The sequence below is a fragment of the Variovorax beijingensis genome (assembly GCF_003951285.1).
In the GTDB taxonomy this organism is placed as follows: Bacteria; Pseudomonadota; Gammaproteobacteria; order Burkholderiales; family Burkholderiaceae_C; genus Variovorax; species Variovorax beijingensis.
In genome coordinates, this window is record NZ_RXFQ01000009.1 from 176,522 (window position 1) to 196,596 (window position 20,075).

A 20,075-nucleotide genomic window follows, 5' to 3' on the forward strand; every position below is an offset into this window, starting at 1 on the left:
GGCGCTCGCCCGGCGAGGTGGCTCAGCGGCTGGGCGCTGAAGCCGGCGATGCCGGCGGCGTCGGCAAGGGTGCCCCGCGCGGCTTGGTGCGCTCGGCGTTCTGCCGTTCGCGGCTGGCCCGGTGCTCGGCCGCCTTTTGCTGCTTGCTTTCGAAGCGTTCGACCGCCGCGGGCGCCTCGGCGCGCCGCTGGGCGGCCTTGGCCTGCTCGTCGGCCTGCGCCTTCTGCTTGGCCTCGAACTGGCGCCGGCGCTCGTCGGCCTCGGCCGCCGTTGCGGCGCGGCTCGCAGCATGGTCGGCCGCGCGCTGCTCGCGGTCTTTCTGCGCCTGGCGAGACTCGTCCTGCTTCTCGGGCGTGTCCTGCGGGCGCCGCGTGGCGGCCTTCTGGTCGAGCTTCTCGAGTTCGGCCGCACCGCGCCGCTGGCGCTCGATGTCGTTGATGGCCGATTCCTGGCGCTTGATGTGATCGGTCTCGGCGCGCCGGCGCCGGCGGCTGTCGCGCAGGCAGTCTTCGACCGCGAACTTCTGGTAGCAGGCGGCGCGCTCCTTGTCGAAGCGCGCCTCGATGGCGGCGCGCTCGGCGGCCAGCCGGCTGCGTTCCGCTTCGAAGTCTGCATTGCCTGCGGCCGCGTTGGACTGCGCCCACAGCGGCAGGCTGCCCAAGGCCATCAGCACGGCGAGAACGATATTTTTCATGTCAGTCGCGTGTCCACGATGCGGCGTTCCAGGGAGAGGAACTCGCTCGATTGCATTTCGGTGAGCCTGGAAACCGTCCGCGGGAATTCATGCGCGAGCGGCCCCTCGGTGTACAACGCCTCCGGCGGTACCTCGGCCGACATGATGAGCTTGACGCGCCGGTCGTACAAGACGTCGACCAGCCAGGTGAAACGGCGTGCTTCGGAGGCCATGCGCACCGGCATGTGCGGCACGTCGGACAGCAGCACCGTGTGGAACTGGCTCGCGATCTCGAGGTAGTCGTTCTGCGAGCGCGGTCCGCCGCAGAGCGTCTTGAAGTCGAACCAGACCACGCCGCCGGCCTTGCGCCTGGCGCGGATCTCGCGCTGCTCGATGTGCAGGACCGGGTTTTCGTCGGCAGTTTCGGCCAATCTGTCGAAGGCCTTGCGCATCTCCTTTTCGGCCGAGGCATCGTTCGGCGTCAGGTACATGCGCAGTTGCTCGAGCGTGCGGCGCCGGTAGTCGGTGCCGTTGTCCACGCTCAGCACCTCGAGCTTCTCGTTGAGCAGCGCGATCGCGGGCAGGATGCGGTCGCGGTGCAACCCGCCGGGGTAAAGGTCGTCGGGCCTGAAATTGGAGGTGGTGACAAAGCCCACGCCGTTCTCGAACAGCGCCACCAGCAGGCGATGAAGAATCATCGCGTCGGTGATGTCCGCCACGTGGAACTCGTCGAAGCAGATCAGCTTGTAGCGCTTGGAGATGCGCAGCCCGAGCTCGTCGAGCGGGTTGACCGTACCCTGCAGCTCGCGCAGTTCGCGGTGCACCTCGCGCATGAACTCGTGAAAGTGCAGCCGCGTCTTGCGCCGCAGCGGCACCGCATTGAAGAACAGGTCCATCAGGAAGCTCTTGCCCCGCCCGACGCCACCGTACATGTAGACGCCGCGCGGCAGCTCGGGCCGGTTGATGAACTTCTTCAGCGCGTTGGAGCGCTGGGCCTTGTAGTCGCCCCACTCCCGCGCGCAGCGATCCAGCGCTTCCACGGCGCGCAGTTGCGCGGGATCGCTCTGGAACCCGCGCACCGCGAGTTCCGCCTCATAGGCCTGTTTGACGCTGGTGGTCAATGGATCAGAAGTTCAGCGTACGCTTGTCCACGGCAAGTGCCGCTTCCTTGGTGGCTTCCGACAGCGACGGGTGCGCATGGCAGATGCGCGCGATGTCTTCGGCGCTGGCCTTGAACTCCATCGCCACCACGGCTTCGGAGATCAGCTCGCTGGCCTGCGGGCCCACGATGTGCACGCCAAGGATCTCGTCCGTGGCCGCGTCGGCCAGGAACTTGACCATGCCGGTCGTGTCGCCCAGCGCGCGTGCGCGGCCGTTCGCGAGGAACGGGAAGGTGCCGGCCTTGTAGGCGCGGCCCGCGGCCTTGAGCTGCTGCTCGGTCTGGCCGACCCACGCGATCTCGGGGTTGGTGTAGATCACCCACGGCACGGTATTGAAGTTGACGTGGCCGTGCTGGCCCGCAATGCGCTCCGCCACGGCAACGCCCTCTTCCTCGGCCTTGTGCGCGAGCATCGGGCCGCGCACCACGTCGCCGATGGCCCAGACGTTGGGCAGGCTGGTCTTGCAGTCGTCGTCCACGGCGATGGCGCCGCGCTCGTCGAGCTTCAGGCCCACGGCTTCGGCGTTCAGGCCGATGGTGTTGGGCACGCGGCCGATCGAGACGATCAGCTTGTCGACTTCCAGCGTCTGGGCTTCGCCCTTGGCGTTGGTCCAGGCAACGCTCACGCCCTTCTTGGACGACTTGATCTCGCCGACCTTCACGCCGAGTTCGATCTTGAGCTTCTGCTTGTCGAAGGCCTTCTTGGCTTCCTTGGCGATCTGCTCGTCGACCGCGCCGAGGAAGGTCGGCAGTGCTTCGAGCACCGTGACTTCGGCGCCGAGGCGGCGCCAGACCGAACCCATTTCAAGCCCGATGACGCCCGAGCCGATCAGGCCCAGCTTCTTGGGCACCGCGCCGATGCGCAGCGCGCCGTCGTTCGAGAGGATGTTCTCCTCGTCGAACGGCGCACCCGGCAGCGCGCGGGCGTTGGAGCCCGTGGCCACGATGATGTGCTTGCCCTCGATCGACTCTTCGGCGGCGCCCGCCACCTTGATCTCGTAGCCGGCTTCGCTCGCCTTCACGAACGAGCCGCGGCCATGGAAGAAGGTGATCTTGTTCTTCTTGAACAGGTACAGGATGCCGTCGTTGTTCTGCTTCACGACCTGGTCCTTGCGGGCCAGCATCTTGTCGAGGTCCAGCCCCAGGCCTTCGACCTTGATGCCGTGGTCGGCAAAGTGGTGACCGGCCTGGTCGAAGTGCTCCGACGATTGCAGCAGCGCCTTCGACGGAATGCAGCCGACGTTGGTGCAGGTGCCGCCCGGTGCGGGGCCGCCCTTGCCGTTCTTCCACTCGTCGATGCAGGCCACGTTGAAGCCGAGCTGCGCCGCACGGATCGCAGCGATGTAGCCGCCGGGGCCACCGCCGATGACGATGACGTCGAATTGTTTGTTTGCCATCTGATTCTTTCTCCTCAGATGTCGAACAGCAGGCGCGACGGGTCTTCGAGCGCTTCCTTCATGGCCACCAGGCCCAGCACGGCTTCGCGGCCGTCGATGATGCGGTGGTCGTAGCTCATGGCAAGGTAGTTCATCGGGCGGATGACGATCTGGCCGTTCTCGACCACGGCGCGGTCCTTGGTGGCGTGCACGCCCAGGATGGCCGACTGGGGCGGGTTGATGATCGGCGTCGAGAGCATCGAGCCGAAGGTGCCGCCGTTCGAGATGGAGAAGGTGCCGCCGGTCATCTCTTCGATGCCCAGCTTGCCGTCCTGCGCCTTCTTGCCGTATTCGGCGATCTTCTTCTCGATGTCGGCAAAGCTCATCTGGTCGGCGTTGCGCAGGATGGGCACCACCAGGCCGCGCGGCGAACCGACGGCAATGCCGATGTCGAAGTAGCCGTGGTACAGGATGTCGTTGCCGTCGACCGAGGCGTTGATCACCGGGTACTTCTTGAGCGCATGCACCGCGGCCTTCACGAAGAAGCTCATGAAGCCGAGCTTCACGCCGTGCTCCTTGGTGAAGCTGTCCTGGAAGCGCTTGCGCAGTTCCATGACGGGCGCCATGTTGACTTCATTGAAGGTCGTCAGGATGGCGTTGGTCGATTGCGACTGGATCAGGCGCTCGGCGATGCGGGCGCGCAGGCGGCTCATCGGCACGCGCTGTTCGGGGCGCTCGCCCAGGTCGGGCGCACCCGCGGGCGCGGCGACTTGCGGCAGCGCCGGCTTGGCAGCCGGTGCGGCCACGGCGGCCGCGGGCTTGGCACCCGAGGCCACGGCGCCGAGCACGTCGCCCTTGGTGACGCGGCCGTCCTTGCCGCTGCCGGCCACGTCGCTGGTCTTCAGGTTGTTGTCGGCCAGCAGCTTGGCGGCGGCGGGCATGGCAACGTCGGACTTCGAACCGCCGGTGGCGGCAGCAGCCGCTGCGGGCGCAGCTGCCGGGGCCGGCGCGGCGGCAGGTGCTGCTGCGGGCGCAGCGGCGCTTGCCTTGCCTTCGGTGTCGATCTTTGCGATCAGTTGATCGGCCACCACGGTGGCGCCATCGGGCTGCACGATTTCGGCCAGTACGCCAGCCGAGGGCGCAGGCACCTCGAGCACGACCTTGTCGGTCTCGATCTCGATCAGGATTTCATCGACGGCGACGGCTTCGCCGGCCTTCTTCTTCCAGGTGAGCATGGTGGCTTCGGCCACGGATTCGGAAAGCTGGGGGACTTTGACTTCTACGATAGACATTTGGAGTGAGCTCCGTTTTGTTCTTCAGGTGTTCGTGTGAAAAAGAGGCTTGGAATTACTTGGTCAGCACGAAGCCCTTGAGCTTGCCAAATGCGCCATCGACCAGCGCCTTCTGCTGTTCCTGGTGCAGGTGCGAGTAGCCGACTGCAGGCGATGCCGAAGCGGCACGGCCGGAGTAGCCGAGCTTCTGGCCTTCCTGCATGTTCTCGTGGATGTAGTGCTGCACGAAGAACCAGGCGCCCTGGTTCTGCGGCTCGTCCTGGCACCACACCACGTCGGCGAGGTTCGGGTACTTCTTGATCTCGGCCGCGAAAGCCTTGTGCGGGAACGGATAGAGCTGCTCGACGCGAATGATCGCCACGTCGTCGCTGCCCTGTTCTTCGCGCTTCTTGGCCAGGTCGTAGTAGACCTTGCCCGAGCAGGCGATCAGGCGCTTGACCTTCTCGGCCTTCAGGCCCTTGCTGTCCGGAATGACCGTCTGGAAGCCGCCCTTGGTGAACTCGGACAGCGGCGAGGTCGCATCCTTGTTACGCAGCAGCGACTTCGGCGTCATGATGATCAGCGGCTTGCGCAGGTTGCGCACCATCTGGCGGCGCAGCACATGGAAGATCTGGCTGGCCGTGGTGGGCTGCACCACCTGCATGTTGGTGTCGGCGCTCAGCTGCATGAAGCGCTCCAGGCGGGCCGAACTGTGCTCGGGGCCCTGGCCTTCGTAGCCGTGCGGCAGCATCATCGTGAGGCCGTTGACGCGGCCCCACTTCACTTCGCCCGAGGCGATGAACTGGTCGATCACCACCTGCGCGCCGTTCACGAAGTCGCCGAACTGGGCTTCCCAGATCACGAGCGTGTTCGGGTCGTTCGAGGCGTAGCCGTATTCGAACGCGAGCACCGCTTCTTCCGACAGGATCGAGTCGATGACGACGAAGGGCGCCTGGTTCTCGGCGACGTTCTGCAGCGGCGTGTAGGTGCCTTCGTCGAACTTCTCGCGGTTCTGGTCGTGCAGCACGGCGTGGCGGTGCGTGAACGTGCCGCGGCCCGAGTCTTCGCCCGACAGGCGCACCGGGTAGCCGCTGGCCACCAGCGAGGCAAAGGCCATGTGCTCGCCCATGCCCCAGTCGACGTTGACGTCGCCGCGGCCCATGGCGGCGCGGTCGTCCAGCACCTTCTTCACGAGCGGGTGCACCGTGAAGCCGGCCGGCACCGTGGTGATCTTCTCGGCCAGGCGCTTCCACTCGCTGGACGGAATGGCGGTGTCGCCGGCGTCGGTCCACTTCTTGTTGAGGTAGGGATTCCAGTCGACGGCGTACTTGCTCTTGAAGTTCGTGAGCACCGGGTCGACCGTGTTGCGGCCTTCGTCGAAGGCGGCGCGCTGGGCCTTGACCATGTCGTCGCCGAGCGTGGCGCCCAGGCCCTGCGTCGCCAGCTTGTCGGCGTACAGCTTGCGCGTGCCGGGGTGCTGGGCGATCTTCTTGTACATGAGCGGCTGCGTGAGCGAGGGGGTGTCCTGCTCGTTGTGGCCCAGCTTGCGGAAGCAGATGATGTCGACCACCACGTCCTTCTGGAACTCCATGCGGAATTCAAGGGCGAGCTGGGTGGCGAGCACCACGGCTTCGGGATCGTCGCCGTTCACGTGCAGCACCGGCGCCTCGATCATCTTGACGATGTCCGAGCAGTACAGCGTCGAGCGGCTGTCGCGCGGGTCGCTGGTGGTGAAGCCGATCTGGTTGTTGATGACGATGTGCACCGTGCCGCCCGTGAAGTAGCCACGGGTTTCGGCCAGCGCCAGCGTTTCCATGACGACACCCTGGCCCGCGAAGGCGGCGTCGCCGTGCACGAGCACGGGCAGCACCTGCTTGCCCTGCGGGTCGGCACGGCGGTCCATGCGGGCGCGCACCGAGCCTTCGACCACGGGGTTCACGATCTCGAGGTGCGAGGGGTTGAACGCCAGGCTCAGGTGCACCGGGCCGCCGGGCGTGGTCACGTCCGAGCTGAAGCCCTGGTGGTACTTGACGTCGCCGCTCGGCAGGTCTTCGGGTGCGGTGTGGTCGAACTCGGCGAACAGGTCGGCCGGCATCTTGCCGAGCGAGTTGACCAGCACGTTGAGGCGGCCGCGGTGGGCCATGCCGATCACGATTTCCTGCACGCCCTTGATGCCGGCCTGATTGATCAGCTCGTCCATCGAGACGATGAAGCTTTCGCCGCCTTCGAGCGAGAAGCGCTTCTGGCCCACGTACTTGGTGTGCAGGAAGCGCTCGAGGCCTTCGGCCGCGGTCAGGCGGTTGAGCACGTGCTTCTTCTGCTCCGCATTGAGCTGCGGGTTGGTGCGTGCGCTTTCGAGCTTCTGCTGCCACCAGCGCTTGTGGTTCTGGTCGGTGGTGTACATGTACTCGGCGCCGATGGTGCCGCAGTACGTTTCGCGCAAGGCATTGAGCAGGTCGCGCAGCGACATGGTCTCCTTGCCGAAGAAGGTGTTGCTGGTGTTGAACACCGTCTCGAGGTCGGCATCGGTGAAGCCGTAGAACGAGGGCTCCAGTTCCGGAATGGCCGGGCGCTCGGCGCGCTTGAGGGGGTCCAGGTCGGCCCAGCGGGCGCCGACGTTGCGGTAGGCGGCAATCAGCTGCTGGACGGCGGTGCGCTTGCGGCCGAGCTCGGAATCCGCGCCGCTGGCCTGCACGACCTTGGTGGTGCCCTGCTTCGCGCGTTCGGCAAAAGCGTTGATGACTGGCTGATGCGGGACGTCTCGCGTGTTGGAACCATCGACCGCGGGCACGTTCTGCAGGGCGTCGAAATACGAGCGCCAGTTGTCAGGCACGCTGCCGGGATTGGAGAGGTAGTTTTCGTACATCTCTTCGACATAGGGCGCATTGCCGCCGAAGAGGTACGTGTTGCCCTGATACGCGGCATATGCCGTGGGCTTTGAGGAATCGCTCATGATCCGCTGACCTTCGCTTCCCTGAAGGAAGCACTAGCTGGTTAAGAAACCTTCCGCGACACGGCTGAACCGGTTGGCGGATGCGACTGTGGCTGGGGAAGGGCCTGAGTACCTTCGCATTGTGCCACGTCAAACATATGACGGCTCGGCGCGGCTTCGCAAGGCACGGTTTCGCTCATTCAGGCGGAAGAAACCAGCTGCCTGATCTGCTGCAGGGTGGCGGGGTCGTCGATGGTGGTCAGGTCGCCCGGATCGCGCTGCTCGCACACGGCCTGGATGGCGCGCCGCAGCAGCTTGCCGCTGCGGGTCTTGGGCAGGCCCGAGACGAAGCGCACCCGGGCGGGCCGCGCCAGCGCGCCGAGCTGGTCGGCCACCACCTTCATGATCTCGCCTTCGAGCTTGCGCGCCGCGTCGGCATCGGTCACGGCGATGCCGTCCTTCGGCACGACGAAAGCCATCGCCACCTGACCCTTGAGCGCATCGGCCACGCCGACCACCGCGACCTCCGCCACGTTGGCGTGGCCCGAGATGCTCTCCTCGATCTCGCGGGTGCCCAGGCGGTGGCCGGCCACGTTGATCACGTCGTCGGTGCGCCCGAGGATGTAGAAATAGCCGTCCTCGTCGCGAATGCCCCAGTCGAAGGTCGAATAGACCATCTTGCCCGGCACGCTCTTCCAGTAGGTGCCGACGAAGCGCGCGTCGTCCTTCCACACGGTCTGCATGAAGCCGGGCGGGGTCGGGCCTTCGACCACGACCACGCCCTTTTCATTGGGGGCGGTCAATTCTTCGCCGGTCGATTCGTGCAGTATCTTGATGCGGTAGCCGTACATCGGAACACCGGGGCTGCCGAACTTGCTGGGCTTGGCCTCGACACCGTTGGCAATGGTGATCATCGGCCAGCCCGATTCGGTCTGCCAGTAGTTGTCGATGATCGGCACGCCCAGGCCCTCGCTGATCCAGCGCGCGGTGGGTTCGTCGAGCGGCTCGCCCGCCAGGAACAGCGCGCGCAGGCTCGACAGGTCGTATTTCTTCAGCAACGCCGGGTCCTGCTTCTTGAGCACGCGCACCGCGGTGGGCGCGCTGAACATCACCGTCACCTTGTATTTCTCGACCAGGCGCCACCAGATGCCGCCATCGGGCTGCCTGTCGATGCCCTGCGTGGGCAGGCCCTCGTACATGAGGGTGGCCATGCCGGCGATCAGCGGGCCATAGACGATGTAGCTGTGGCCCACCACCCAGCCGATGTCGCTGGTCGAGAAATAGGTTTCGCCGGCGCGGCCGTCGAAAATGTGCTTCATGCTCGCGGCCAGCGCCACGGCATAGCCGCCCACGTCGCGCTGCACGCCCTTGGGCTTGCCGGTGGTGCCGCTGGTGTAGATGGTGTAGCTGATGTCGGTGGCGGCCAGCCAGGCGCAGGGCACCTGGGCGTCGAGGTGCTTGCGTCGAAGTTCGCCTGCCAGGTGGTCGCGGCCGGCCGTCAGGTCCATCGGTGCCAGGCCGCGGTCGGTGAGCAGCACCGCGGCCGGCTTGTACTTCGACAGCCGGATCGCCTCGTCGAGCAGCGGCTTGTACGCAATGACCTTGCCGCCGCGCGAGCCGGCATCGGCGCTCACGACCACCTTGGGTTCGGCGTCCTCGATGCGCGTGGCCAGCGAGCCGCTCGCGAATCCGCCGAACACCACGCAGTGGATGGCGCCGATGCGCGCACAGGCCAGCATCGCGAAGGCGGCCTCGGGAATCATCGGCATGTAGATGAGCACGCGGTCGCCCTTCCCCACGCCCAGCTCCACCAGGCTGGCGGCGGTGCGCTGCACCTCGGCGTGCAGCTCCTTGAAACTGTAGGTCTTCTCGACGCCGGTTTCGGTGGAAACGAATATCAGGGCGGGCTGGTCGCCGCGCGCAGCCAGGTGCCGGTCGACCGCGTTGTGGCACAGGTTGGTGGTGCCGCCCACGAACCAGCGCGCAAACGGCGGCTGGCTGGCGTCGAGGATCTGCTCTGCGGGGGCCTGCCAGTCGATCAGCTGCGCCTGCTCGGCCCAGAAGGCCTCGGGCGCATCGACGGACTGGCGATAGAACTCTTCGTAGCGGCTCATCTGGATATGTCTCCGTTCATTCGTTCGGCTCTGGCGGCATCGCCAAAACTGAATTCATAATTATGGAGACCGATCTTGCAGCAAGCTGACGGCCGGAACAATCCGGCCGAGCCCTTGTGGCGCGCCGCCGGTTTCGGCTATCGGATCAGGGTGAGCAGCTCGGAAAACGCGGGGTGCTCCGCCGTGCGCAGCCATTCGAAGCCGACCATCTCGGTCGTCACGAGTTCGGCCCCGGCACCGGCCAGCCGGTCGAAGGCGGCGTCGCGGTTGCGCTCGGTGCGCGAGCTGCAGGCGTCGGTGACGACCCAGACTTCGAATTCGTCCTCCAGCAGGTCGAGCGCGGTCTGCAGCAGGCAGACATGGGCTTCGCAGCCGGCAATCACGATGGAATTGCGCTCTTCGGCTCCCGCCGCGGGCTTCTGCAGGTGCTTGGGCAGGCTGCGTGCATTGCCCTGCGGTGCCTTCGCCGGCACGCGCAGCCATTCGCCGAGGCCCTCTTCCACACCGCTGAAATGCATCTTCGACAGGGTGCGCTGGCACAAGGCGCGGATGTCAGGCACGTTCTCGCCCAGCTTGGAGGGGTTGTGCTCGGTGCCCCACACCGGAACCTGGAACAGCTGGGCCATCTTGCCGAGCCGCACCGCGTTCTGCGCGACCGCTTCGCCCTCGAAGATCGACGGCATCAGCCGCGCCTGGTAGTCGACCAGGACGAGTTGGGAGAGCGAGGCATCGAGCAGCATGAACCGGTTCTTTCATTCAGATGGAATTGATGGGGCCAGACCGTACCACCGAAAGGGCGCGTATCTCTCTAGACTCCGGACGAATGCGGATCTTCTTTTCGGCCCGGCGCCATTTGCCGATTCTGGCCCTTGGCGCGGCGCTCGGGGTGACCGGGTGCGGCGGCTTGCGCACCGCCAAGGCGCCGCTGGACCGCACGCTCGAAAAGAGCAGTTGTACGCCGAATGCCGACACGCTGATCGTGATGCTGCCTGGCGCGTACTCGCACCCGGACGAATTCGAGCGCGAAGGCTTCGTCAAGGCACTGGACGACAACAGGCTCGCGGTGGACGTGATGCGGGTCGACGCGCACCTTGGCTACTACAACGGCAAGACCATCCTCGAGCGCCTGCACCGGGACGTGATCGCGCCGGCGCGCGGCCAGGGCTACAAGGCCATCTGGATCGTCGGCATCTCGGTCGGCGGCTTCGGCGGACTGCTCTACGCGCAGACCCATCCCGGCGAACTCGCGGGCCTCGTGGCCATCGCGCCCTACCTCGGGGAACGCGCGCTCGGCGCCGACATCGCCAATGCCGGCGGCCTCGCCCGCTGGACCGGGCCATTGGGCGATCCGCCGGGCAGCGACCCGCGAACGCCGAACGAGACCCAGCTGTGGCAGTGGCTGCGCGGCCATGTCGGCGCCACCGCCACCTTCGGCGCACGGCCGCCGCTCTACCTGGGCTATGGCATCGATGACCGCTTTGCGTTCAGCCATCGGCTGCTGGCGGCCGCACTGCCTGCGGGCCGCGTCTTCACGACCGAAGGCGGCCACGACTGGCCCGAGTGGACGCGGCTCTGGCGCCGCATGCTGCCGACATTGCCGCTGCCGGGCTGCCCCGGCTGAAGGCGCGCCCCCTCAGTTCGGCCGCAGGCGCAGCAGCTTGCCGTCCGATTCGTCGGTCAGCACGTAGAGCAGGCCGTCCGGCCCCTGCTTCACATCGCGAATGCGGGCCCGGTCGTCGGCCAGCAGCCTGTGCTCGGCCACCACCTTGCCGTCCTTCAGCTCGATGCGGTCGAGATAGCCGAACTTGAGCGATCCGACGAACAGGTTGCCCTTCCATGCCGCACCGTAGCGGTCGCTGGCGAGGAAAGCCATGCCCGAGGGCGCGATCGACGGCACCCAGTAGTGCAGCGGCTGCTCCATGCCGCCCCTTTCGGTGATGCCCTCGCCGATCTTTCCGCCGCCGTAGTTCTCGCCGTAGGTGATCACCGGCCAGCCGTAGTTGCGGCCGGCCTGCGGAATATTGATCTCGTCGCCGCCCTGCGGGCCGTGCTCGGTCATCCAGAAGCGGCCATCGGGCGCGAGCGCCGCGCCCTGCCCGTTGCGGTGGCCATAGCTCCAGATCTCGGGCAGCGCGCCCACCCGTCCGACGAAGGGATTGTCCCGGGGCGCCGAGCCGTCCTTGGCGATGCGCACCACCTTGCCAATGTGGTTGTCGAGCTTCTGCGCATCTTCCTTGCGGCCGAACCGGTCGCCCAGCGTGAGAAACAGCGTGCCGTCGCGCGCCTCGACGATGCGGCAGCCGAAATGGTGGCGGCTGGCCACCTTGGGCTGCTGGCTGAAGATGATTTTCAGGTTCTCGAGCCGCGTGCCGTCGGCCGAAAGCTGCGTGCTGGCCAGTGCCGTGCTGTTGCCCGAACCGCCGCCGGCTGCGGGTTCAGAGAAGCAGAAATACAGCGTGCGGTTCTTGTCGAAGCCCGAATCGGCCAGCACGTCGAGCAAGCCGCCCTGGCCGCCGGCCGCGATGGCCGGCAGGCCGGCGATGGGCGCGCCGGTCTTGCCGTCCGCAGCGATCAGCCGCAACCGGCCGGCCCGCTCGGTGACCACGAAACGCCCCCCCGGCAGAAAGGCCACGCCCCACGGGTTCTCGAGGCCGGCCGAAATGGTTTCCGGCCGTATCTGCGCCATGGCGGCACCCCAGACGGCCAGACCCGCCACGACGGCAGCCCTTCCTAGGAGGCGCCCAGCTTCCTGAATTCGCAGGTTCATGTCTTTTCCGGTTAGTTGATGCGATCTTGACGCGAAATGGGGTGTGAATCCAGGCTGTTCGCCTCTTCAATGCGAGTACAAAAGTTCACTTCCAGCCAATCGCTTATGGTTCATAAAGATCGGCCGTTACATTTTTTCTTCGATCGAATCAAAAAAAATCAAACAAATCAAAGACTTGAAGAAACATTCACCAATTCGGATGAGGTTGACATAACCGTGCGTCATCAATATCCTACGCGCCATGCGTTTTTTCGTCCTACCCGCGTCTCTCCTGTTTGCCGTCGCCGTCCAGGCCGCCCCCCAACAGGACCGAACCGACGACGAACTGGCCCGGTTGCTGGCCGACAAGGGCATCATCGGACAACTCAGGCAGGTCCGCCAAACCGTCGCTGAACGAACTTCCGACCTCGTGGTGACCGCCATCGGCTTCCTCGGCGTGCCCTATCGCCGCGGCGGCAACTCCGCCGAATCCGGCTTCGACTGCAGCGGTTTCGTTCGCGCGATGTACAACCAGACGCTCGGCCACGTGCTGCCGCGCCGCGCCGAAGAACAGGCGGCCGCCACAGAGAAGATCGACCGCAGCCAGCTCAAGCCCGGCGACCTCGTCTTCTTCAACACCATGCGCCGCGCCTTCAGCCATGTCGGCATCTATGTCGGCGAAGGCAAGTTCATCCACTCGCCGCGCACGGGCGCCCAGGTGCGCGTGGAAGACATGAACGGCAGCTACTGGAGCCGCCGCTTCGACGGCGCACGCCGCGTGCTCGGCGGCGCCCAGAACGACGAGATCAAGGCCGCGGCAACTGCTGCAACCCACACCGGCAACTGAGCCTCCTGCGAATCCGGCGTCCTCAATCAGGACAAAAAAAACCCGCCGCGGCGGGTTTTTTTGTGGCCGGTCGAACCCCGGTCAGGCCGCCTTCTTGGCCGGCGGCAGATCGGTACAGGTCCCGTGCGCCACCTCGGCCGCCATGCCGATGCTTTCGCCCAGCGTGGGGTGCGGGTGGATGGTCTTGCCGATGTCGATCTCGTCGGCGCCCATCTCGATGGCCAGCGCAATCTCCCCGATCATGTCGCCGGCATGCGTGCCGACGATGCCGCCGCCCAGGATCCGGTGCGTCTCGGCGTCGAACAGCAGCTTGGTAAAACCCTCATCGCGGCCGTTGGCGATGGCGCGGCCCGAAGCGGTCCACGGGAAATGGCCCTTCTTGATCTTGATGCCTTCGGCCTTGGCCTGGTCTTCGGTGAGGCCCACCCACGCCACCTCGGGGTCGGTGTAGGCCACGCTCGGGATCACGCGGGCATTGAAGGCGGCGCTCGAGAGTTCCTTGTCGCCCTTCTGCTCGCCGGCGATCACCTCGGCCGCCACATGCGCCTCGTGCACCGCCTTGTGGGCCAGCATCGGCTGGCCGACGATGTCGCCGATGGCGAAGATGTGCGGCACGTTGGTGCGCATCTGGATGTCGACCGGAATGAAGCCCCGGTCGCTCACCGCGACGCCGGCCTTCTCGGCGCCGATCTTCTTGCCGTTCGGGCTGCGGCCCACGGCCTGCAGCACCAGGTCGTAGACCTGCGGTTCCTTGGGTGCCTGCTCGCCCTCGAAGGTCACCTTGATGCCCTCCTTCGTGGCCTCGGCGCCCACCGTCTTGGTCTTGAGCATGATGTTGTCGAAGCGCGGCGCGTTCATCTTCTGCCAGACCTTGACCAGGTCGCGGTCGGCGCCCTGCATCAGGCCGTCGAGCATCTCGACCACGTCCAGGCGCGCGCCCAGCGTGGAATACACCGTGCCCATTTCGAGGCCGATGATGCCGCCGCCCAGGATCAGCATGCGCTTGGGGTCGGTGCCCATCTCGAGCGCGCCGGTGGAATCGACCACGCGCGGGTCCTTCGGCATGAACGGCAGGCTCACGGCCTGCGAGCCGGCCGCGATGATCGCGTTGCGGAACTTGACGGTCTGCTTCTTGCCGGTGGTGTCCCAGCTGGTGCCCGAGGTTTCTTCCACCTCGAGGTGGTACGGGTCGATGAAATTGCCGACGCCGCGCAGCACCGTCACCTTGCGCATCTTGGCCATGGCCGTGAGGCCGCCGGTGAGCTTGCCCACCACCTTGTTCTTGTGGCCGAGCAGCTTGGCGCGGTCGACCGTGGGCGCGGCAAAGCTCACGCCGAGGTCGGCGAAGTGCTTCACTTCGTCCATGACCGAGGCCACGTGCAGCAACGCCTTCGAAGGAATGCAGCCGACGTTCAGGCACACGCCGCCGAGCGTGGCGTAGCGCTCGATCAGCACCACCTTGAGGCCCAGGTCGGCCGCGCGGAACGCGGCCGAATAGCCCCCGGGGCCGGCGCCGAGCACGATCACGTCGCACTCGACGTCGACCTTGCCGCCGTAGCTGGAGGCCGCGGGCGCTGCTGCCGGGGCTGCCGCTGGAGCAGCAGCCTTGGGTGCGGGAGCCGCCGCGGCGGGTGCAGGCGCGGCCGCCGCCGGTGCGGGCGCAGCGGCGCCGTCCACCTCCAGCGTCAGCACCACGGAGCCTTCCTTGACCTTGTCGCCCACCTTGACGGCGAGCGCCTTCACCACGCCGGCCGCCGACGACGGAATCTCCATCGAGGCCTTGTCCGATTCGACCGTGATCAGCGACTGCTCGGCCTTGACCGTGTCGCCGACGTTGACCAGCACCTCGATCACCGCGACTTCGTCGAAGTCGCCGATGTCGGGCACCTTGATTTGTTGTTCGCTCATTTGGACACTTTCAGTTTGAGTGTGAGAACGTCGACCGGTGGGGCCGAATTGCGATCGAATTCGCAGGCGGCGGCGATGCCCGCCTCCGCCACGTCGCGCGAGGTGCGCGACTTGATGTCATAGGCCGCGTGCATGGCGCCGAGCGCAAAGCTGCGTCCCGAGCCGATGCTCCAGAACTGCTTGAACTCGAACACCTCTCGGTAGCTGTAGATGCCGTAGATGCCGCTCTGGTTGGCCATCAGCATCGTGAACTGGCTCGACTCGTAGGGCTCGTGCTCGTCTTCCTTGGTCTGCATGAAGAACGAGTCCTTCAGCACCGGATGCAGCAGCGTGAAGGTCCGGAAGATCTCGTGCTTGCTGCCGAACAGCAGCGCCTCGCGCGGCTGCGCGGCCAGCGCATGCTGCAGCACCAGGAAGTGCGCAGCGGCGCCGGCCACGGCAAACAGGCTCTGGCCCGCCGCGTCCTCGACGGTGAAGATCTTCTGGTTTGCCTCGGCGCGATGCGAAAGCCGCGTGTCGCCGAAGGTCACCAGCGAATCCGCCGCCATCGTGACCTGGCCGCCTTTGCGGACGGCCACTACAGTCGTCATAGCAGGATGCGACGGTAATCCGCGAGCACCTGGCCCAGGTAGGCGTTGAAGCGCGCAGCCAGGGCACCATCGATCACGCGGTGGTCGTACGACAGCGACAGCGGCAGCGTCAGGCGCGGCACGAACTGCTTGCCGTCCCACACCGGCTTCATCTGGCCCTTGGAAAGGCCGAGGATGGCCACTTCGGGGGCGTTGATGATGGGCGTGAAGTGCGTGCCGCCAATGCCGCCGAGCGAGCTGATCGACATGCAGCCGCCCTGCATGTCGGCCGAGCCGAGCTTGCCGTCGCGCGCCTTCTTGGCGAGTTCGCCCATTTCCTGGCTGATCTGCAGGATGCCCTTCTTGTCGGCATCCTTGAGCACCGGCACCACGAGCCCATTGGGCGTGTCGGCCGCGAAGCCGATGTGGAAGTACTGCTTGTAGACCAGCTGGTCGCCATCGAGGCTGGCGTTGAAGTCGGGGAATTTCTTCAGTGCCGCAACCACCGCCTTGATCACGAAGGCCAGCATCGTGACCTTGATGCCCGACTTCTCGTTCTCCTTGTTGGTGGAGACGCGGAAGGCCTCGAGCTCGGTGATGTCGGCTTCGTCGTTGTTGGTGACGTGCGGAATCATCACCCAGTTGCGGTGCAGGTTGGCGCCGCTGAGCTTCTTGATGCGCGAGAGATCCTTGCGCTCGACCGCGCCGAACTTCGTGAAGTCGACCTTGGGCCAGGGAATGAGGCCCAATGCAGCGCCGTCCGCGCCTCCGCCACCGGCCGGCGCCTTGGCGGCCGAGGCCTTGGTGCTGGCCTGGCCGCTCATCACGGCCTTGGTGAAGCCCTGGACGTCTTCCTGCGTGATGCGGCCCTTGGGACCGGAGCCCTTGACCTCTTCGAGCGGCACGCCGAGCTCGCGTGCGAACTTGCGAACCGAGGGCGAGGCATGCGGCAGGTTGCCGGTGGGCGCGACCGTCGGCTCGTGCGGCGCGGCTGCGGCAGCCGGGCTTGCAACAGGTACCGGCGATGCGGCGGCTGGCGCGGGTGCGCTGGCGGTTGCCGCAGCAGCTGCCTGCGCAGGCGCGGGTGCCGCGGCACCTGCCGCACCTTCCACTATCGCGATCAGGTCGCCGATGTTGACCGTGTCGCCCACCTTGACCTTGAGCTCCTTGAGCACGCCGGCCGCCGACGATGGAATCTCCATCGAGGCCTTGTCCGACTCCACCGTGATCAGCGACTGGTCGGCCGCGATCGTGTCGCCGGGCTTCACCAGCAGCTCGATGACCGCGACGTCCTTGAAGTCGCCGATGTCGGGCACCTTGACCTCGACCGGACCCGAGGCCGCAGGCGCGGCAGCCGGTGCAGGCGCCGCGGCTGCGGGTGCAGGAGCAGCCGCCGCAGGGGCGGGAGCCGCTGCCGGCGCCGGCGCCGGTGCCGGCGCGGCAGCGGCACCTTCGGCCTCGAGCACGAGCACCACCGAGCCCTCCTTCACCTTGCTGCCGACCTCGACCTTCAATTCCTTGACCACACCGGCGGTCGACGACGGGATCTCCATCGACGCCTTGTCCGATTCCACGGTGATGAGCGACTGCTCGGCCTTGACCGTGTCGCCCACCTTCACAAGCACCTCGATCACCGCGACTTCATCGAAATCGCCGATGTCCGGCACCTTGACTTCCACTGCTGCCATATTGTTCGTCTCCCGCCGTGAGGCGCCGTTCGTTCGTTGGTTGTTGATTGATGTTCAGGCGTAAAGCGGGTTGACCTTGTCGACATTGATGCCGTACTTCTTGATCGCCTCGACCACCTTGGCTACCGGCACCGTGCCATCTTCGCTCAATGCCTTGAGCGCGGCCACCACGATGTAGTGGCGGTTGATCTCGAAGTGCTCGCGCAGCTTGTTGCGGAAGTCGCTGCGGCCGAAGCCGTCGGTGCCCAGCACCTTGTAGGTGCGGCCCTTCGGGATGAAGGGGCGGATCTGTTCGGCATACGCCTTCATGTAGTCGGTCGATGCCACCACCGGACCGGCCGTGGGTGCGAGCTGCTCGGCCACGAAGGGCACGCGCGGCGCCTGGTCCGGGTGCAGCAGGCTCCAGCGGTCTGCGTCCTGGCCGTCGCGCGTCAGCTCGTTGAAGCTCGGGCAGCTCCACACCGAGGCCGAAACGCCCCAGTCCTTTTCGAGCAGTTCCTGCGCCGCGAAGCTTTCGCGCAGGATCGTGCCGCTGCCCAGCAGTTGCACGGTCGGCGACTTGGCCTTCAGCGCCGGGCCCTGCCTGGACAGGTACATGCCCTTGATGATCTGCTCCTCGGTGCCGGGCTGCAGGCCTGGCATCGCGTAGTTCTCGTTGAGCAGCGTGAGGTAGTAGTAGACGTTGTCCTGCTTCTCGACCATGCGCTTCAGGCCGTGGTGCAGGATCACGCCCACTTCGTGCGCGAAGGTCGGGTCGTAGCTCACGCAGTTCGGAATGGTGTTGGCCAGGATGTGGCTGTGGCCATCTTCATGCTGCAGGCCTTCGCCGTTGAGCGTGGTGCGCCCCGACGTGCCGCCCAGCAGGAAGCCGCGCGCCTGCATGTCGCCGGCCGCCCAGGCCAGGTCGCCGATGCGCTGGAAGCCGAACATCGAGTAGTACACGTAGAACGGCACCATGATGCGGTTGTTCGTGCTGTACGACGTGGCCGCCGCGATCCAGCTCGACATGCCGCCGGCCTCGTTGATGCCTTCCTGCAGGATCTGGCCGGCCTTGTCTTCCTTGTAGTACATGACCTGGTCCTTGTCGACCGGGGTGTACTGCTGGCCTGCCGGGTTGTAGATGCCGATCTGGCGGAACAACCCTTCCATGCCGAAGGTGCGCGCCTCGTCCACCAGGATGGGCACCACGCGCGGACCCAGCGCCTTGTCGCGCAGCAACTGCGTGAGGAAGCGCACGTAGGCTTGCGTGGTCGAGATCTCGCGGCCTTCGGCCGTCGGCTCCATCACCGACTTGAAGGTGTCCAGCGAGGGCACCGTGAAGCTCTCGTCGGCCTTGGTGCGGCGGTGCGGCAGGTAGCCGCCCAGCGCCTTGCGGCGCTCGTGCAGGTACTTCATTTCCGGCGTGTCGTCGGCCGGCTTGTAGAACGGCAGGTCGGCGATCTTGCTGTCGGGGATCGGGATGTTGAAGCGGTCGCGGAAGGCCATGATGTCCTCGTCGCTGAGCTTCTTGGTCTGGTGGACGTTGTTCTTGCCCTCGCCGATCTTGCCCATGCCGAACCCCTTGACCGTCTTGATCAGGAGCACCGTGGGCTGGCCCTTGTGCTTCACGGCCGCGTCGAAGGCCGCGTAGACCTTCTGCGAATCGTGACCACCGCGGCGCAGCTGCCAGATGTCGTCGTCGCTCATCTTGGACACCATCTCGAGCGTGCGCGGATCGCGGCCGAAGAAATGCTTGCGGACGTAGGCGCCGTCGTTGGCCTTGAAGGCCTGGTAGTCGCCGTCGTTGGTCTCCATCATGATCTTGCGCAGCGCACCTTCCTTGTCGCGCGCGATCAGCGGGTCCCAGTTGCTGCCCCAGATCAGCTTGATGACGTTCCAGCCCGAACCGCGGAATTCGCCTTCGAGCTCCTGGATGATCTTGCCGTTGCCGCGCACCGGGCCATCCAGGCGCTGCAGGTTGCAGTTGATGACGAAGATCAGGTTGTCCAGGCCTTCGCGCGCGGCCAGGCCGATGGCGCCCAGCGATTCGACCTCGTCCATTTCGCCGTCGCCGCAGAACACCCAGACCTTGCGGTTCTCGGTGTTGGCAATGCCGCGGGCGTGCAGGTACTTGAGGAAGCGCGCCTGGTAGATCGCCATCAGCGGGCCGAGGCCCATCGAGACGGTCGGGAACTGCCAGAACTCGGGCATCAGCTTGGGGTGCGGGTAGCTGGAGAGGCCCTTGCCGTCGACTTCCTGGCGGAAGTTGAGCAGCTGCTCTTCGCTCAGGCGGCCTTCGAGGTAGGCGCGGGCATAGATGCCGGGCGAGACGTGCCCCTGGATGTAGAGACAGTCGCCGCCGTGGTTTTCGCTCTCGGCGTGCCAGAAGTGGTTGAAACCGGCACCGAACATGTTCGCCAGCGAGGCGAAGGAGCCGATGTGGCCGCCGAGGTCGCCGCCTTCGGCCGGATGGTGGCGGTTGGCCTTGACCACCATTGCCATGGCGTTCCAGCGCATGTAGGCGCGCAGGCGCTCCTCGATCTCGAGGTTGCCGGGGCAGCGCTCTTCCTGGTCGGGCTCGATGGTGTTGACGTAGGCCGTGTTGGCGGAGAACGGCTTGTCGATGCTGTGCTGCCGCGCATGTTCGAGCAGCTGCTCGAGAAGGAAGTGGGCCCGTTCAGGTCCCTCGCTTTGAATGACGGAGGACAGTGCATCCATCCATTCACGGGTTTCCTGGGCGTCCGCGTCATTCGCGGCCGAGCCGAACAGGTTCTCGGGATTTGCCGACATGCTTGTCTCTCCTTTAGGGCTGT

Annotated in this window: 14 protein-coding genes; 2 read left to right on the forward strand and 12 right to left on the reverse strand. The window is 66.0% G+C overall.

From position 1 onward, the window contains the following. Positions 1 to 22: 22 nt before the first annotated feature. The 7 genes from EJO66_RS17730 to EJO66_RS17760 all read right to left on the reverse strand — a co-directional run bounded on the left by EJO66_RS17730 (position 23) and on the right by EJO66_RS17760 (position 10,265). Positions 23 to 694, reverse strand: coding sequence for a hypothetical protein (locus tag EJO66_RS17730; protein WP_124957660.1), 672 nt, complete (start codon positions 692 to 694; stop codon positions 23 to 25). Continuing rightward, positions 691 to 1,794 carry a cell division protein ZapE gene (zapE, locus tag EJO66_RS17735; protein WP_124957659.1) on the reverse strand — a complete coding sequence of 368 codons (1,104 nt, stop codon included), beginning with the start codon at positions 1,792 to 1,794 and terminating at the stop codon, positions 691 to 693. The genes EJO66_RS17730 and zapE overlap by 4 nt, the downstream gene beginning before the upstream one ends. Before the next feature lie 4 nt (positions 1,795 to 1,798). Beyond that, the gene (gene lpdA / locus EJO66_RS17740) at positions 1,799 to 3,229 is read right to left on the reverse strand and encodes a dihydrolipoyl dehydrogenase (RefSeq protein ID WP_124957658.1); all 1,431 of its coding nucleotides are present in this window, start codon (positions 3,227 to 3,229) and stop codon (positions 1,799 to 1,801) included. A 14-nt stretch (positions 3,230 to 3,243) separates the two neighbouring features. After that, positions 3,244 to 4,500: a 2-oxoglutarate dehydrogenase complex dihydrolipoyllysine-residue succinyltransferase gene (gene odhB / locus EJO66_RS17745; RefSeq protein WP_124957657.1), complete on the reverse strand. Its 1,257-nt coding sequence runs from the start codon at positions 4,498 to 4,500 to the stop codon at positions 3,244 to 3,246. A 55-nt stretch (positions 4,501 to 4,555) separates the two neighbouring features. Beyond that, on the reverse strand, positions 4,556 to 7,432 hold the full coding sequence (locus EJO66_RS17750) for a 2-oxoglutarate dehydrogenase E1 component (RefSeq protein ID WP_124957656.1): 2,877 nt from the start codon (positions 7,430 to 7,432) through the stop codon (positions 4,556 to 4,558). Positions 7,433 to 7,611: 179 nt separating this feature from the next. Further along, entirely contained in the window at positions 7,612 to 9,579 is a 1,968-nt protein-coding gene (locus tag EJO66_RS17755) for a propionate--CoA ligase (protein ID WP_420856695.1), read from the reverse strand. A gap of 83 nt (positions 9,580 to 9,662) precedes the next feature. Then, the gene (locus EJO66_RS17760; protein ID WP_125965703.1) at positions 9,663 to 10,265 is read right to left on the reverse strand and encodes an isochorismatase family protein; all 603 of its coding nucleotides are present in this window, start codon (positions 10,263 to 10,265) and stop codon (positions 9,663 to 9,665) included. Positions 10,266 to 10,348: 83 nt separating this feature from the next. Here EJO66_RS17760 and EJO66_RS17765 point away from each other — a divergent pair, with 83 nt between their 5' ends. After that, the gene (locus EJO66_RS17765; protein WP_124957653.1) at positions 10,349 to 11,146 is read left to right on the forward strand and encodes an alpha/beta fold hydrolase; all 798 of its coding nucleotides are present in this window, start codon (positions 10,349 to 10,351) and stop codon (positions 11,144 to 11,146) included. A gap of 12 nt (positions 11,147 to 11,158) precedes the next feature. Here the strand turns inward: EJO66_RS17765 and EJO66_RS17770 are convergent, their stop codons facing one another. Continuing rightward, positions 11,159 to 12,292, reverse strand: coding sequence for a PQQ-dependent sugar dehydrogenase (locus tag EJO66_RS17770; protein ID WP_420856694.1), 1,134 nt, complete (start codon positions 12,290 to 12,292; stop codon positions 11,159 to 11,161). Positions 12,293 to 12,533: 241 nt separating this feature from the next. On the opposite strand from EJO66_RS17770, the gene EJO66_RS17775 reads away from it, so the two are divergent. After that, positions 12,534 to 13,118, forward strand: coding sequence for a C40 family peptidase (locus EJO66_RS17775; protein ID WP_124957652.1), 585 nt, complete (start codon positions 12,534 to 12,536; stop codon positions 13,116 to 13,118). An 81-nt stretch (positions 13,119 to 13,199) separates the two neighbouring features. Here EJO66_RS17775 and lpdA (EJO66_RS17780) read toward each other — a convergent pair whose 3' ends face one another. Genes lpdA (EJO66_RS17780) through aceE form a run of 4 tightly spaced genes read right to left on the reverse strand, consistent with a single transcriptional unit; the run spans position 13,200 to position 20,052 of the window. Beyond that, a complete protein-coding gene (gene lpdA / locus EJO66_RS17780; protein WP_124957651.1) occupies positions 13,200 to 15,026 on the reverse strand; it encodes a dihydrolipoyl dehydrogenase in 1,827 nt (608 codons plus the stop codon). Then, positions 15,023 to 15,616, reverse strand: a complete 594-nt coding sequence (locus EJO66_RS17785; RefSeq protein WP_124957650.1) for an Ntn hydrolase family protein — start codon at positions 15,614 to 15,616, stop codon at positions 15,023 to 15,025. The genes lpdA (EJO66_RS17780) and EJO66_RS17785 overlap by 4 nt, the downstream gene beginning before the upstream one ends. Continuing rightward, entirely contained in the window at positions 15,613 to 17,283 is a 1,671-nt protein-coding gene (gene aceF, locus EJO66_RS17790; RefSeq protein ID WP_124957649.1) for a dihydrolipoyllysine-residue acetyltransferase, read from the reverse strand. Before aceF ends, EJO66_RS17785 begins: the two co-directional genes overlap by 4 nt. Before the next feature lie 54 nt (positions 17,284 to 17,337). Further along, positions 17,338 to 20,052, reverse strand: coding sequence for a pyruvate dehydrogenase (acetyl-transferring), homodimeric type (aceE, locus tag EJO66_RS17795; protein WP_125965704.1), 2,715 nt, complete (start codon positions 20,050 to 20,052; stop codon positions 17,338 to 17,340). Between the last annotated feature and the right edge of the window lie 23 nt (positions 20,053 to 20,075).

Excerpts from the sequence above, each read along its gene's own strand:
- EJO66_RS17730 (WP_124957660.1), bottom strand. The coding sequence starts at position 694 with ATGAAAAATATCGTTCTCGCCGTGCTGATGGCCTTGGGCAGCCTGCCG.
- lpdA (WP_124957658.1), bottom strand. The coding sequence starts at position 3,229 with ATGGCAAACAAACAATTCGACGTCATCGTCATCGGCGGTGGCCCCGGC.
- odhB (WP_124957657.1), bottom strand. The coding sequence starts at position 4,500 with ATGTCTATCGTAGAAGTCAAAGTCCCCCAGCTTTCCGAATCCGTGGCC.
- EJO66_RS17750 (WP_124957656.1), bottom strand. The coding sequence starts at position 7,432 with ATGAGCGATTCCTCAAAGCCCACGGCATATGCCGCGTATCAGGGCAAC.
- EJO66_RS17760 (WP_125965703.1), bottom strand. The coding sequence starts at position 10,265 with ATGCTGCTCGATGCCTCGCTCTCCCAACTCGTCCTGGTCGACTACCAG.
- EJO66_RS17765 (WP_124957653.1), top strand. The coding sequence starts at position 10,349 with ATGCGGATCTTCTTTTCGGCCCGGCGCCATTTGCCGATTCTGGCCCTT.
- EJO66_RS17770 (WP_420856694.1), bottom strand. The coding sequence starts at position 12,292 with ATGAACCTGCGAATTCAGGAAGCTGGGCGCCTCCTAGGAAGGGCTGCC.
- EJO66_RS17775 (WP_124957652.1), top strand. The coding sequence starts at position 12,534 with ATGCGTTTTTTCGTCCTACCCGCGTCTCTCCTGTTTGCCGTCGCCGTC.
- lpdA (WP_124957651.1), bottom strand. The coding sequence starts at position 15,026 with ATGAGCGAACAACAAATCAAGGTGCCCGACATCGGCGACTTCGACGAA.
- EJO66_RS17785 (WP_124957650.1), bottom strand. The coding sequence starts at position 15,616 with ATGACGACTGTAGTGGCCGTCCGCAAAGGCGGCCAGGTCACGATGGCG.
- aceF (WP_124957649.1), bottom strand. The coding sequence starts at position 17,283 with ATGGCAGCAGTGGAAGTCAAGGTGCCGGACATCGGCGATTTCGATGAA.
- aceE (WP_125965704.1), bottom strand. The coding sequence starts at position 20,052 with ATGTCGGCAAATCCCGAGAACCTGTTCGGCTCGGCCGCGAATGACGCG.